10 protein-coding genes are annotated in these 12,269 nt (G+C 72.3%); 9 read left to right on the top strand and 1 reads right to left on the bottom strand.

Annotation, left to right across the window (positions count from 1 at the left end; all coding sequences use genetic code 11):
- The first annotated feature begins 465 nt into the window (after positions 1–465).
- The 5 genes from ABT369_RS57205 (at position 466) to ABT369_RS57185 (ending at position 5,367) form a co-directional block, all read left to right on the top strand.
- Positions 466–1,449 (top strand): DUF4097 family beta strand repeat-containing protein, encoded by a 984-nt coding sequence (locus tag ABT369_RS57205; protein ID WP_350627068.1) that lies wholly within the window; start codon positions 466–468, stop codon positions 1,447–1,449.
- Positions 1,446–2,084 (top strand): PadR family transcriptional regulator, encoded by a 639-nt coding sequence (locus ABT369_RS57200; RefSeq protein WP_350627066.1) that lies wholly within the window; start codon positions 1,446–1,448, stop codon positions 2,082–2,084. Before ABT369_RS57205 ends, ABT369_RS57200 begins: the two co-directional genes overlap by 4 nt.
- A gap of 122 nt (positions 2,085–2,206) precedes the next feature.
- Positions 2,207–2,896 carry a response regulator transcription factor gene (locus ABT369_RS57195; RefSeq protein ID WP_350627064.1) on the top strand — a complete coding sequence of 230 codons (690 nt, stop codon included), beginning with the start codon at positions 2,207–2,209 and terminating at the stop codon, positions 2,894–2,896.
- 12 nt (positions 2,897–2,908) lie between these two features.
- Positions 2,909–4,408: a sensor histidine kinase gene (locus ABT369_RS57190; RefSeq protein ID WP_350627062.1), complete on the top strand. Its 1,500-nt coding sequence runs from the start codon at positions 2,909–2,911 to the stop codon at positions 4,406–4,408.
- Positions 4,405–5,367 carry a S1C family serine protease gene (locus ABT369_RS57185; RefSeq protein WP_350627060.1) on the top strand — a complete coding sequence of 321 codons (963 nt, stop codon included), beginning with the start codon at positions 4,405–4,407 and terminating at the stop codon, positions 5,365–5,367. The genes ABT369_RS57190 and ABT369_RS57185 overlap by 4 nt, the downstream gene beginning before the upstream one ends.
- Positions 5,368–5,446: 79 nt before the next feature.
- Here ABT369_RS57185 and glpK read toward each other — a convergent pair whose 3' ends face one another.
- Positions 5,447–6,922: a glycerol kinase GlpK gene (glpK, locus tag ABT369_RS57180; RefSeq protein WP_350627058.1), complete on the bottom strand. Its 1,476-nt coding sequence runs from the start codon at positions 6,920–6,922 to the stop codon at positions 5,447–5,449.
- 106 nt (positions 6,923–7,028) lie between these two features.
- On the opposite strand from glpK, the gene ABT369_RS57175 reads away from it, so the two are divergent.
- The 4 genes from ABT369_RS57175 to ABT369_RS57160 all read left to right on the top strand — a co-directional run bounded on the left by ABT369_RS57175 (position 7,029) and on the right by ABT369_RS57160 (position 12,208).
- A complete protein-coding gene (locus ABT369_RS57175) occupies positions 7,029–10,409 on the top strand; it encodes a cyclic nucleotide-binding protein (protein ID WP_350627056.1) in 3,381 nt (1,126 codons plus the stop codon).
- A gap of 24 nt (positions 10,410–10,433) precedes the next feature.
- The gene (locus tag ABT369_RS57170; RefSeq protein ID WP_344613228.1) at positions 10,434–10,649 is read left to right on the top strand and encodes a hypothetical protein; all 216 of its coding nucleotides are present in this window, start codon (positions 10,434–10,436) and stop codon (positions 10,647–10,649) included.
- A 33-nt stretch (positions 10,650–10,682) separates the two neighbouring features.
- A complete protein-coding gene (locus ABT369_RS57165; protein WP_350627054.1) occupies positions 10,683–11,696 on the top strand; it encodes a hypothetical protein in 1,014 nt (337 codons plus the stop codon).
- Positions 11,697–11,791: 95 nt separating this feature from the next.
- Positions 11,792–12,208: a hypothetical protein gene (locus ABT369_RS57160; protein ID WP_350627052.1), complete on the top strand. Its 417-nt coding sequence runs from the start codon at positions 11,792–11,794 to the stop codon at positions 12,206–12,208.
- The last annotated feature ends 61 nt before the right edge of the window (positions 12,209–12,269 follow it).

Below are 12,269 nucleotides of genomic sequence, written 5' to 3'. Positions count from 1 at the left end.
CAGCGTACCGAGGACGAGCGGGACGCCTACCGGGCGGCGCTGCGGGCCGCCCTCGCCGAGTACGGCAGCGACACCGCGTTCTACCTGCTCAAGGACCTGGGCTAGAACCGGCCCCAGCCGTCGAAGCGGCTCGGACATGCCGGATTGCACGGCTCACCGAACCGCTCCGGACCGGCCACCCCTGCGGGATCAGCCGTCGATCGCTCCCGCGCCACTGCACCGGACATGGCCCAAGCGTCGCGGTCTGCGCACTGCGCGGTGCCCGCGGTGCGCGTCTGCGCCGTGCCGCGGTGCCGCAGTGCGCGCACGGTGCGCGAGGCTGAGCGCCACGGCGCGCGCGGCTGGACCGGGCCATCCGCGCCGACCATGCGGCGAGCCATTATGTCGTGAGTGACAGTCGCGATGTATCGCGTTTCGCGCTACGCTCGGCGGCAAGAGCGTGAGCGTGAGCGAGGAGTGCGCGACATGACCGCGTGGAAGATCGGCGAGCCGCAGAAGATCGTGCTCGAAGAAGGTGTCACCGACCTCAGTGTCTCGCTCGTCGCCGGGCGGCTCAACGTCGTCGGGTCCGATGACGGGCCCGCGCGCGTCGAGGTGGCCGAGATCGGGGACCGGCCCGTGCACGTCGAGGTCGGCAACGGGCGGCTCGACGTCACGCAGGAGTTCCCGAAGGGCTGGCCGGGATTTCTCTGGTGGCTGTTCCACCAGCGGTTCAAGGTCGACGTCTCGATCGTGGTGCCGACGGGGGCCGCGGTCCGGCTGCACCTCGCGTCGGGCGCGATCATCGCGTCCTCGCTGCGCAACGGGGCCACCGTGGACGTCACCAGCGGGCGGATCACGCTGCTCGGCATCGACGGGCCGGTGTCCGGGCGGGTCGTGTCCGGCTCGATCGAGGGGCTCACGCTCGGGGGCACCGTGGCGTTCGAGACGGTGTCGGGCGAGATCGTGGTGGCGGATTCGACGGCGGGGGAGGTCTCGGCTCGTACCATCTCCGGCTCTGTCACCTGCGATCTCGACAACCCTCCGGCCGGGACCGAGGTGCGCCTCGACACGGTGTCGGGGGAGATCACGGCACGGGTGCGGGAGGACAGCGACCTGCGGGTGAGCCTGCACGCGATCTCCGGGCACGTGGTGAACGGGTTCCCCGAGCTCGACCAGCACGCGAAGAACACCGTGACCGGGCGTCTCGGCACGGGGTCCGGTGGACATCTGGCGGCCAGCGCCACGTCTGGCACGATCTCGTTGTTGCGCAGACCGGTGGACGACGAGCCGCCGATGGACGACGAGGACGCCGAACCGCCCATGGACGACGAGGAAGCGATGCGCCTGATGGGCGGCGAACCGCCAACCAACAGCGAACCGTCGACCAGCAGCGAACCGCAGGCCGGCAGCCGGCAAGAGAAGCAGGACGGCAGCCCCGAGAACCAGGAAGAAGAGAAGACGGCATGAGCGCGGTGTTCAGCCACGGCCGGCTCCGGCTCTACCTGCTGAAGCTGCTCAACGAGGGCCCCCGCCACGGCTACGAGCTCATCCGCCTGCTCGAGAACCGCTTCCACGGCCTCTACGCCCCGTCGGCCGGCACCATCTACCCCCGCCTGCAGCGCATGGAGGCCGACGGCCTGATCACGCACACGGCGGAGGGCGGCCGGAAGGTGTACGAGATCACCGCCGCCGGCCGCGCCGAGCTCGACCGGCGCGCCCGTGAGCTCGAGTCGCTCGAGGCCGACATCAACGCCTCCCTCGCCGACCTCTCGACGCTCGCCGACGAGGTCGAGCAGGGCGTTCGCGGCTCCGTGCGCGACCTCAAGCGGGAGCTCAAGGAGGCCAGCCGCCAGGTGCGCAACGGCCCGGCGCCGGCGCCGGGCTCGTTCGGGTGGGGCTATCCGCCGCGACCCGGCGCCACCGGGGCCCGCCCGTCCGCCCCGCCCGCGGACGTGGTCGGCGAGCTGGAGGACAAGGCCGCGCTGCTGCTGGCCGAGGTGCGCCGCCTGGCTCGCACGGGCCGCGCGAGCCAGGAGACCATGCGTGCCACCCTGGTGGTGTTGGACGGCGCGATCGACCAGGTGAGACGCTTGCTGAGGTAGGCCGGACGGTGCCCAGGAACTTCCCAGGCAACCACCAGCCCTACTCCAGCGGAGGGCGGAAAGATATGCGCATGGGGGTACGAGGCGGCGTCGCACAATCCGGGGGTGCATCGTCGCCAGGCGTGGCGCAGGCTGAGGCGAGGCTGCTCGTGGTCGAGGACGACCCGAATATCCGCGAGCTCCTCTCCGCCAGCCTGCGCTTTGCCGGTTTTGCGGTGGACGCGGTGACCACCGGCAGTGAGGCGGTCACCGCGGCCCGCGAGGCCAAGCCCGACCTGGTGGTCCTCGACGTGATGCTGCCCGACCTCGACGGCTTCGAGGTGATCCGGCGCCTCCGCGAGGGCGGGGTGCGGCTCCCGGTCGTCTTCCTGACCGCGCGCGACGGCACCGAGGACAAGGTCCGCGGCCTCACGCTCGGCGGCGACGACTATGTCACCAAGCCGTTCAGCCTGGAGGAGCTCACCGCCCGCATCCGGGCCGTGCTGCGCCGCACCGCCGGCGATCCCGGGCCCAACCGCCTGGTCTTCCACGACCTGGAGCTGGACGAGGAGACGCACGAGGTGAGCCGGGCGGGACAGACCATCGCGCTGTCCCCGACGGAGTTCAAGCTGCTGCGGTACCTCATGCTGAACGCCGGCCGCGTGCTGTCCAAGGCCCAGATCCTGGACTTCGTGTGGAACTACGACTTCCGCGGCGACGACAGCATCGTGGAGTCCTACATCTCCTACCTGCGCCGCAAGGTCGACATCGCCGAGCCGCGGCTCATCCACACCCTGCGCGGCGTGGGCTACGTCCTGCGCCTGCCCGTCTGATCCGGTCCTGCGGTGCGGTTCATCGCCGACGTTCCGCTGCGGGTCAAGCTCGTGGCGGCCGTGCTGACCCTGGTCACCATGGCGCTGCTCGTCATCGGCGTCGCCAGCGCCCTGGTCATGCGCAGCTCGATGATCGACAAGGTCGACGGCCAGCTGCGCCAGCTCGCCGGCAACGTCGACCTCGACCGGCTGCAGGCGCAGGTGCAGGCCCAGTCCCGCGGTCAGACGTCGGTCATGACGCAGAGCAACTACTTCTACTTCTATCTGGCCTACAACTCCAAGGACCAGCTGGGCTGGCAGATCGTCGGGCTGTCCGACAGCGACCCCCGGCCGCCGCTGCCGGTGGGCGACGACGTGAGCGACCACATCGGTGAGCCCTACACCGTGACCGCCGCCAGCACCCGCGAGCGCTGGCGGGTGCTGATCATCAAGCGGCCCACCACCCGGCAGGACGGCGTCAACGTCATCGGCGTCGCCGAGAACCTGTCGATGATCGACAACGCGGTCGACGAGCTCGTCGCGGCCGAGCTGTTCATCGGCGCGGGCGTGCTCGTGGTCATCGCCGCCGTCGGGGTCACCATCGTGCGGACCAGCCTGCAGCCGCTGCGCGACATCGAGCGCACCGCGGCCGCGATCGCCGCCGGCGACCTCACCAAGCGCGTGCCCGAGAGCCCGCCCGAGACGGAGATGGGCCACCTCGCCGGCGCGCTGAACGTCATGCTCGGGCAGATCGAGGGGGCCTTCCGCGTGCGCGAGGCGTCCGAGGAGCGCATGCGGCAGTTCATCGCCGACGCCTCCCACGAGCTGCGCACGCCGCTCACCACCATCAGGGGATTCGCCGAGTTGTACCGCCAGGGCGCCGCCCGCGCCCCGGAGGAGACCTCGGCCCTGCTGCGCCGCATCGAGGACGAGGCCAACCGGATGGGGCTGCTGGTCGAGGACCTGCTGATGCTGGCCCGCCTCGACCAGGAGCGCCCGCTCAGCCTGGCCGACATGGACCTGCGGGTGATCGCCGGCGACGCGGTCGCGGCCGCCTCCGCCGTGGCCCCCGACCGCGACATCGCGCTGGAGCTCGAGACCGACGAGCCCATCGAGGTCAACGGCGACGAGGCGCGGCTGCGGCAGGTGGTCGGCAACCTCATGACCAACGCGCTGACCCACACGCCGCCGGGCACGCCCGTGCAGCTGCGGCTGCGCCGGGACGGCGGCGACGCGCTGATCGAGATCGTGGACCACGGGCCGGGCCTGACCGACGAGCAGGCGGCCCGCGTCTTCGAGCGCTTCTACCGCGTCGACAAGGCGCGCACCCGCCAGCAGGCCGGCGGCTCGCACAGCGGTAGCGGGCTGGGCCTGGCGATCGTCGCCGCGCTCGTGGCGGTGCACCAGGGCACGGTCTCGGTCTTCGTCACGCCCGGTGGCGGGGCGACTTTCCAGGTTCGGCTTCCCCTCACAGCCGGTTCCCAGGCCGCTCCCGGTGGCCCGCAAGCAACTCCGGCCAAGCTCAAATCATGAGCGAACAGCAGGGATGGGCGCAGACGCCGGCCGCCGAAGCACAGCAGCACATGCCTTCCAACCACGTGCCGCCGCACGTCCCGCACATGCAGCACCCCCCGCAGTGGTACCCGCCGTCGTCACCCTATGTGACGCCCGCCACTGCGGTGCCGGCTCCTCTCAAGAGCCGCCGGCTGAGCAAGGGCGTCATCGCGGTGGTCGCCGCGGTCGCGATCTCCGCCGCGTCGGCCTTCGGCGGCGGGGTCGCCGCCCTGGAGCTGCGGCCGGCGAGCGGGACGAGCACCGTGGTCAGCGCGCAGAACTCCAGCTCCTCGAAGTCGGGCAGCACGAACCTCGCCGACGTCGCGGCCGCCGTGCTGCCGAGCGTGGTCTCCATCAACACCGGCTCGGCGGTCGGCTCGGGCGTGATCATCACGACCGACGGCGCCATCCTCACCAACAACCACGTCGTCGCGACCGCCCGCGGCAACACGGTGCAGATCAGCTTCTCCGACGGCAAGTCGGGCACCGCCCAGATCGTCGGCACCGACGAGGCCAACGACCTCGCGGTCGTCAAGCTCACGGGCGGTGGCACCTATACCCCGCTGGCCTTCGCCGACAGCTCCTCGGTCAAGGTGGGCGACACGGTCCTCGCCGTCGGTAGCCCGCTGGGCCTGGAGGCGTCGGTGACCTCCGGCATTGTCAGCGCGCTCAACCGTGAGATCGACGAGAGCGCCGAGTCGGGCCAGGGCGGCCGCGGCCAGCAGGTCTCGACCGGCGCGAAGATCACGGGCGCGATCCAGACCGACGCCGCGATCAATCCGGGCAACTCGGGCGGCGCCCTGGTCAACATGGCCGGCCAGCTCATCGGCATCAATACCGCCATCGCCTCGACCAGCGAGACGGCCGGCAACATCGGCGTCGGCTTCGCGATCTCCAGCAACACCGCCAAGTCTGTCGCTCAGCAGCTGCTCAGCTAGAACCGCACCAAAGGCTGGATTCCCCTCCCAGAAAGCAAGAGGCGGCGCACTTGGCGGAGTGCGCCGCCTCTTGCCGTGCTCAGTCCGCCCAGCCGAAGGAGCGCTCCACGGCCCGCAGCCACAGCGCGTGCCCGCGGTCGCGCTGCTCGGCCGCCATCGCGGGCTCCCAGCGTTTGTCCAGCTGCCACTTCTCACGCAGCGTGTCGGTGTCCGGCCAGAACCCGACCGCCAGCCCCGCCGCGTAGGCGGCCCCGAGCGCCGTGGTCTCCGCGACCGTCGGGCGCACCACGGGCACGTCCAGCACGTCGGCCTGGAAGGCCATGAGCAGATCGCTCGCGGTCATCCCGCCGTCGACCTTGAGCGTCTCCAGCGGTACCGCCGACTCCGCCATCATCGCGTCGACCACATCCTTCACCTGCCACGCGGTGGCCTCCAGGGCCGCGCGGGCGAGGTGGCCCTTGGTGACGTAGCCGGTGAGCCCGGTGATGACGCCCCGCGCGTCCGGGCGCCAGTGCGGCGCGAAGAGGCCCGCGAACGCCGGCACGATGTAGCAGCCGCCGTTGTCCGTCACGGTCGCCGCCAGGTCGTTGATCTCCGGGGCGGAGGCGATCAGGCCCAGGTTGTCCCGCAGCCACTGCACGAGCGAGCCGGTGATGGCGATGGAACCTTCGAGGGCGTAGACCGGGTCCGCGTCGCCGATGCGGTACCCGACCGTGGTCACCAGCCCCCGCTCGCTCGGCACCGGACGGGTGCCGGTGTTGAGCAGCAGGAACGAGCCGGTGCCGTACGTGCACTTCGCCTCCCCGGGCGCGAAGCACGCCTGGCCGAAGAGCGCCGCCTGCTGGTCGCCCAGCGCGCTGGCCACGGGCACGCCGTGCAGCATGGTCTTCGCCTCGCCGTAGACGTAGGACGAGGAGCCGATCGCGGGCAGCATGACCCGCGGGATGCCGAACGCCGCCAGCAGCTCGTCGTCCCAGTCCAGCGTCGTCAGGTTCATGAGCATCGTGCGGCTGGCGTTGGTCACGTCGGTCACGTGCCGCCCGGTCAGCTTCTCGATGAGCCAGGTGTCGACGGTGCCGAAGTGGATCTCGCCCGCCTCGGCCCGCGCGCGCAGGCCCGGCACGTTGTCGAGCAGCCAGACCACCTTGGGTGCGGCGAAGTACGTGGCCAGCGGCAGGCCGCAGCGCTCCCGGAAGCGGTTCGGGCCCGCGTCGCCGGCCAGCGAGCGGATCAGCGCGTCGGTGCGGGTGTCCTGCCAGACGATGGCGGGGTGCACCGGCTCACCGGTGCGGGCGTCCCACAGGATGGTGGTCTCGCGCTGGTTGGTGATGCCGATGGCGGCGACATCGGCGCGGGAGAGCCCGGCCTGATCCAGCGCGCGGGTCGACACCGCCTGGACGTTGTGCCAGATCTCGACCGGGTCGTGTTCGACCCAGCCGGGGCGGGGGAAGCTCTGGCGGTGTTCGCGCTGGTCAAGCGCCACGATGGCGCCGTCGGCGTCGAACACGATCGCACGGGTGGAGGTCGTGCCCTGGTCGATGGCGAGGATAAACACAGTGCCATCTTCGCCGAAGCTCTGTCACGTTCGGGACGGAACCTTTCCGGCTCCTGCGGCGGCCCCTAGAGTCCGGGGCCGGAACCGTGTCCATACAGGAGCGACAGTGTCCGTCATCGAGACGCGCATCAGTGTCTGGGAGGCCCTCGCCGGGCGCGCCCCGGGTGTCCCGCTCGGCCCCGCCGATGTCGGACTTTGGCACGCGGTGACCGACCGGCTCAACCCGGCGCGGGCCCGGCCCGTGCTGCGCGAGGGTGTCGAGGCGGTCACGCTGACGTCGGCGCGCGGGGTCGAGTACGTCATGCTGCGCTCGCCCGACCACGGCGAGTCGAGCTACGTGCGCCTGACGCCCGAGGAGTACCGGCTCGCGCGGCTCATGGACGGCAGCCGCACGGTGGCGCGGCTCGTGGCCGAGTTCGCGCGCATCTCCGGACGGCTCGCCCCCGACCAGGTGACCCGGATCGTCGCCGACCTCGCCGGCAACCGGATGCTGGGCGAACTGCCCGTCGACGCGTTCAGCAAGCTCCAGCGCGTGCACCGGCGGCCGTGGCCGATCCGGCTGGGCCGGGGGCTGCTGGCCACCGCCCAGGGCCGCCGGGTCGTGCTCGCCCGCGTGGACCCGGTCGTGACCTTCCTGTACAAGGCGGGCGGTCGGCTCTTCTTCACCCGGATCGTCGCGGTGCTCTGCGGGCTCGTGGCGGCGGCCGGCCTCGGCGTGTTCGTGTGGAACTGGTTCCGCGCGGACCAGTCGGTGTTCCTCACCAACGACTCGTACTTCTCCGGCGCCCTCGTCCTGCTCGGCCTGAACGTGGTGGCGCTGGCCTGCCACGAGCTCGGGCACGCGCTGGGCGCCAAGCACGCGGGCCGGCGCGTGCCCGTCGCGGGCTTCCTGGTGTACTTCGGCATCCCCTCCGTCTTCGTGGACACCACGGACGTGTGGATGGCCGGCCGCCGCGCCCGGCTCGTGACCACCATCGCCGGCCCGGCCACCGGCCTGGTCCTCGCCGGCGCCTGCCAGCTCGTCGGCGTCTTCTTCCCCGAGCTGGAGCCCTGGACCTTCAAGCTGGCCTTCGCGTGGTACCTCAACGCGCTGTTCAACCTCAACCCGTTCATGGCCCTCGACGGCTACTACCTGCTCATGGACTGGCTCGAGGTGCCGAACCTGCGCGCCCGCGGCCTCGCCTGGGTGCTCGCCCGGCTGCGCCGCCGCCCGCCGCGCTTCTCCGAGCTCGACCGCGAGGGCCGGCTCGTCGCGCTCTACGGCATGCTCGCCGTCATCTGGATCGCGATCGCGATCAACCTCGTCTACCGCGTCTACACCGACCGCGTGGCCGGCGTCGTGACCGGCCTGTGGAACGCCGGGTGGCTCGCCCGGGGGCTGCTCGCCGTGATCGTCGCGGGGCTGCTCGCGCCGGTGGTGTACCTCTTCTTCGGCTGGCTGCGGCGGCGCGGCCGGCGGGTGCGGGACCGGCTCGGCGAGCGCAAGCTCGGGCGCGACGAGCCCCGCCGGTTCGCCGCGCTGAGCTCCTCGGCGCTGTCCAACCTGCCGCCGGACGCCCTCGCGCGGCTCGCCGGGGACGCCCGCTGGGTGCACCCGCGCACCGGCGACCAGCTCGTCTTCGCCGGTGCCGCCCAGCCGTCGGTGTTCGTCGTGGTCGACGGCGCCCTGGAGGCGAGGCGTCCGGGCGATCCCACCGGTACCGTCCGGGAGCGCGTCGGCCGCGGCGGGATCGTCGGCCTCGCCAACGCGCTGACCGGCGCCCCGGCCGCGCTGAGCTGGATGACCGCGGGCACCACGCTGCTGGCCATCCCCGCCTCGACCGTCTCGGCCGCCGTCGGGCCGCTGCCCGGCCCGCCGCCGGTGGAGCGCGCCGAGCTCGAGACCCTGATCGACGAGACGCCCGCCCTGTCGAGCCTCGGCCCCGACGACCGTCTCGGCCTGCTCACCCGCGCCCGGCCCATGCAGCTCGGCCCCGGCCAGCCGGTCGTGCTGCGCACCGGCAACGACGCGCTCGTGGTCGAGTCGGGCTCGCTGCTGCTGCCCGAGGGCGTCGAGCTGCACCGCGGGTCGATGATCGGGCCGTACGGCGACGGCTCACCCGGCCAGGTGGCCACCGCCCGCACCCCGGCCCGCGCCTGGCTGCTGCCCGCCGTCGCCGGCCTGCCGCTGCTGCTGGGCCGGCCCGCCGACACGACCCCGTCCGGCGGCCGCCGCCCGATCGCGGGCGCCCACCCGCCCTCGAACTACCCGCCGCTGGCCGCGCCGCCCGGGCCGCCCGCGCCCGCCGACGACAGCGTCGACCGCCGCTTCGAGCGCCGGCTCTGGTGGCTGCTGGTCCTGCTCCTGCTGTTCGCCCTGTTCCTCACCGGCGCGAACCTGTTCACCGGGCCGGTGTGGGCGGAGATGCCGACCGACAGCGCCCTGGTGACCGTCACCCGAGGCGACGCCACCGTGCGCGTCAACGGCATCGACCGCACCCTGACGCGCAATGACAAGGTGTACGTCCAGCAGGGCGACTCGATCCACATCAGCGTCAAGTCGACCGCGTCCCTGACCTTCCGGGGCGGCAGCGCGACGGTGCTCTGCGCCGGGGCCGACCTGCGCGTCGGCGCCCTCGTCAGCGGCCAGGTCAGCGAGCTCGGCACGCCGATCGAGCCGACCGCCGCGCTGACCCTGGAGCAGGGCCGGCTGCTGGTCGACACCACGAGCACGACGACCGCCTTCAAGCCGCTGCGCCTCACGGTCGGCCCGGTGACCAACGAGGGCGCGGCCCGCTTCGCGCTGCCCGCGGGCAGCGATCCCGAGGTGGGCCGGGGCGTGGTGAAGCTGGACGGCACCGTCGTCGACCCGAGCTCCGCGGCCGACCTGACCTGCGGCGACGGGGTGGCGCTGCCGAAGCCGGGCGGGACGCCGACCGTGGTGCCGTCGGCCTCGGACACGCCGTCGGAGCTGCCCTCGCCGAGCGACTCGCCGTCCGCGTCGGCCTCGGCCTCGGACCCGGCGTCCACGGAGGCGACCCCGACGAAGACGCCGACGAAGACCCCGACGCCGACGAGGACCACCGCCAAGCCGCCCACGACGACGCCCGCGGTCCCACGGACGACGACGGCCGGCCCGCCGCCCAACCAGCCGCCGGTGATCACCATCGTGACCCAGCCGGCGAGCCCGATCGACCAGACCCTGAACTCGGGCGCCCCGTGCAACAACGGGTCGACCCAGGTGTCGATTCGCGTCAGGGTGACCGACGACAGCGGGATCATCAAGGGCGTGACGGTGTCGTGGAGCGGGTTCGCGTCCGGCTCCCGGTCGATGTCCCGCGACGGCGACTACTACGGCAGCATCGGGCCGGTCAACAACAACGGCACCAGCAACCGCGGCGGCACGCTCGCGGTCAAGGTCACCGCCATCGACGGCGCCGGCCTGTCGAGCACGGTGAACGCGTCGTCGGTGACCGTCTCGGCGTGCAGCATCATCATCATCGGCTGATCACTGGCACACATAGGAGCGAGCGTGCTTTGTTGGTTCTGCGCCAAGGCGGCGCGGGGGTCGTGCCGGTTCTGCGGTCGCGGGCTGTGCGAGGACCATGCGAAGTTCGGCCCCTACCTGCTCGAGGTGCACCGCTCGCAGAGCCGCGGGCGGGCGGAGGGGCTCGTCGTGGAGGACGCGGTGCAGTGCGGGACCTGTCGCCCGCGGCCGCAGCCGATACCGATGCCGGAGCTCGACTGAGCTCGGGCGGTACACAATCTGGGGGAAATTGCGATGTCCGACTTCGATGAGGTGCTGGAGCGCCTGCTCGGCGATCCCGCGTTCAAGGCACGGCTGGCGGCCGACCCGCAGGGAGCCCTGGCCGGCTACCGGCTGACCCCCGACGAGCTGGACATCCTGCAGACCCAGCTCGGCGAGGCGGGCGGGGGCGGCCAGGCCCACGTGGAGCAGCGCACCAGCAAGGCGAGCATGTTCGGCGTGTTCTCGTCGATCGGCTCCGGCCTCGGCGACGTGCTGCACGGCCATGGCGCCGGGGTGAGCGCCCACGACGTGTCCGCCCGCGGCCTGAGGGTGCACGGCTCCGGCGGGGCGGACCTCGGTCAGCGGATGCACGACGTGGTCGAGCAGCAGGCCGGCGGCCGCCACGCCGCCCTCGAGCCCGCCGGCGGCGAGCCGGGTGGCGGCTCGATCGCGCACGCCGTGCAGGACGCGGGCGGCGGCCGGCATGAGGGCGGCGACTCGTACTCCCACACCGAGTACCACAGCGAGACCCACTCCTCGGGCACCGTCTACCGCGCCGGCACCTACACCGGCGCGACCGGCGGCACCCCGGCCGAGTCCGCCGCTGAGGGCGGCGCCGGCGTCGCGGCCGGCCTGGGCGGCTACCAGCCCGGCGGGCACGGCGGTACCGGCCTCGGCGCCGGGCTGCAGGACCTCGGCCAGCAGCAGCCGCACCAGGGCGGACTCGGCGGCGCCCTGTCGGGCGTGGCCCAGCACGCGGGGCACGCCCAGGTTCCCGGGTCCGCGCCCACCGACGGCTACCACACGCGCGTGGACTGGGACGGCGACGGGCGCTGGGACCAGCACACCTACGTCAACCGGGCGGACGGCGGCGTCGACATCGTGGTCGACACGAACGGCGACGGGCGCCCCGAGTTCGTCGGGCACGACGTCAACCGGGACGGCCTGATCGACTCCTCCGACGTGGACTCGAACTCCGACGGCGTCGTGGACGCGCGCTACGAGGACGTCAACGGCGACGGGTGGCTCGACCGCCGCACGCGCTGAGTGGCACGTTTCCGGGAGCCGGTCGCTCCCGCCGTTCCCTACCGTTCTAGATGTACCGCGCTGCAGCGGTAGATCGAAGAATCCGGGAGCAGGTTATGAGCGACTTTGACCTCGACTGGGGCATGGAGCACGAACTCCACGTCGACCACGACGGCGGAGTCGACCACGGCCTGGTCGACGCGCACGTATATGAGGGACACGACCAGCACGACACATACGCCGACGGCACCCACGAGGGCGACGCCGGCCATGACACGCACGACGACACGCACCAAGACACGCACGACGGCCACGACTACACCGCCGAGGCCGAACTCGATTCCGTGGACGCCCACCACGAGGACCCGCTGACCCTCGACGAGCAGGACATCGACCTGCCCGACTGGCAGCTGGACACCTCGTTCCTGGACGGCCACTACGACCTGGTGGGCGCGGCCCCTGACGAAAACGACATGTGGTCGCAGTTCATGACCGACATGCACGAAGAGGTCAACCCGTACGCCGCCGGCTGAGTCCCGGTCGAGTGGGAGTTCGCGGCCCGGGGCGGGCTCGAAGGCGCGCCCTACCCGTGGG

Source organism: Dactylosporangium sp. NPDC000244 (assembly GCF_040300725.1).
Lineage (GTDB): Bacteria > Actinomycetota > Actinomycetes > Mycobacteriales > Micromonosporaceae > Dactylosporangium.
Note: the sequence above shows the minus strand (reverse complement) of the source record. Positions and strands in the feature narration are given on the sequence as shown.

What these genes read in the sequence shown, in the direction of transcription:
- ABT369_RS57205 (WP_350627068.1), top strand. Translation starts at nt 466, where the DNA reads ATGACCGCGTGGAAGATCGGCGAGCCGCAGAAGATCGTGCTCGAAGAA.
- ABT369_RS57200 (WP_350627066.1), top strand. Translation starts at nt 1,446, where the DNA reads ATGAGCGCGGTGTTCAGCCACGGCCGGCTCCGGCTCTACCTGCTGAAG.
- ABT369_RS57160 (WP_350627052.1), top strand. Translation starts at nt 11,792, where the DNA reads ATGAGCGACTTTGACCTCGACTGGGGCATGGAGCACGAACTCCACGTC.
- ABT369_RS57185 (WP_350627060.1), top strand. Translation starts at nt 4,405, where the DNA reads ATGAGCGAACAGCAGGGATGGGCGCAGACGCCGGCCGCCGAAGCACAG.
- ABT369_RS57165 (WP_350627054.1), top strand. Translation starts at nt 10,683, where the DNA reads ATGTCCGACTTCGATGAGGTGCTGGAGCGCCTGCTCGGCGATCCCGCG.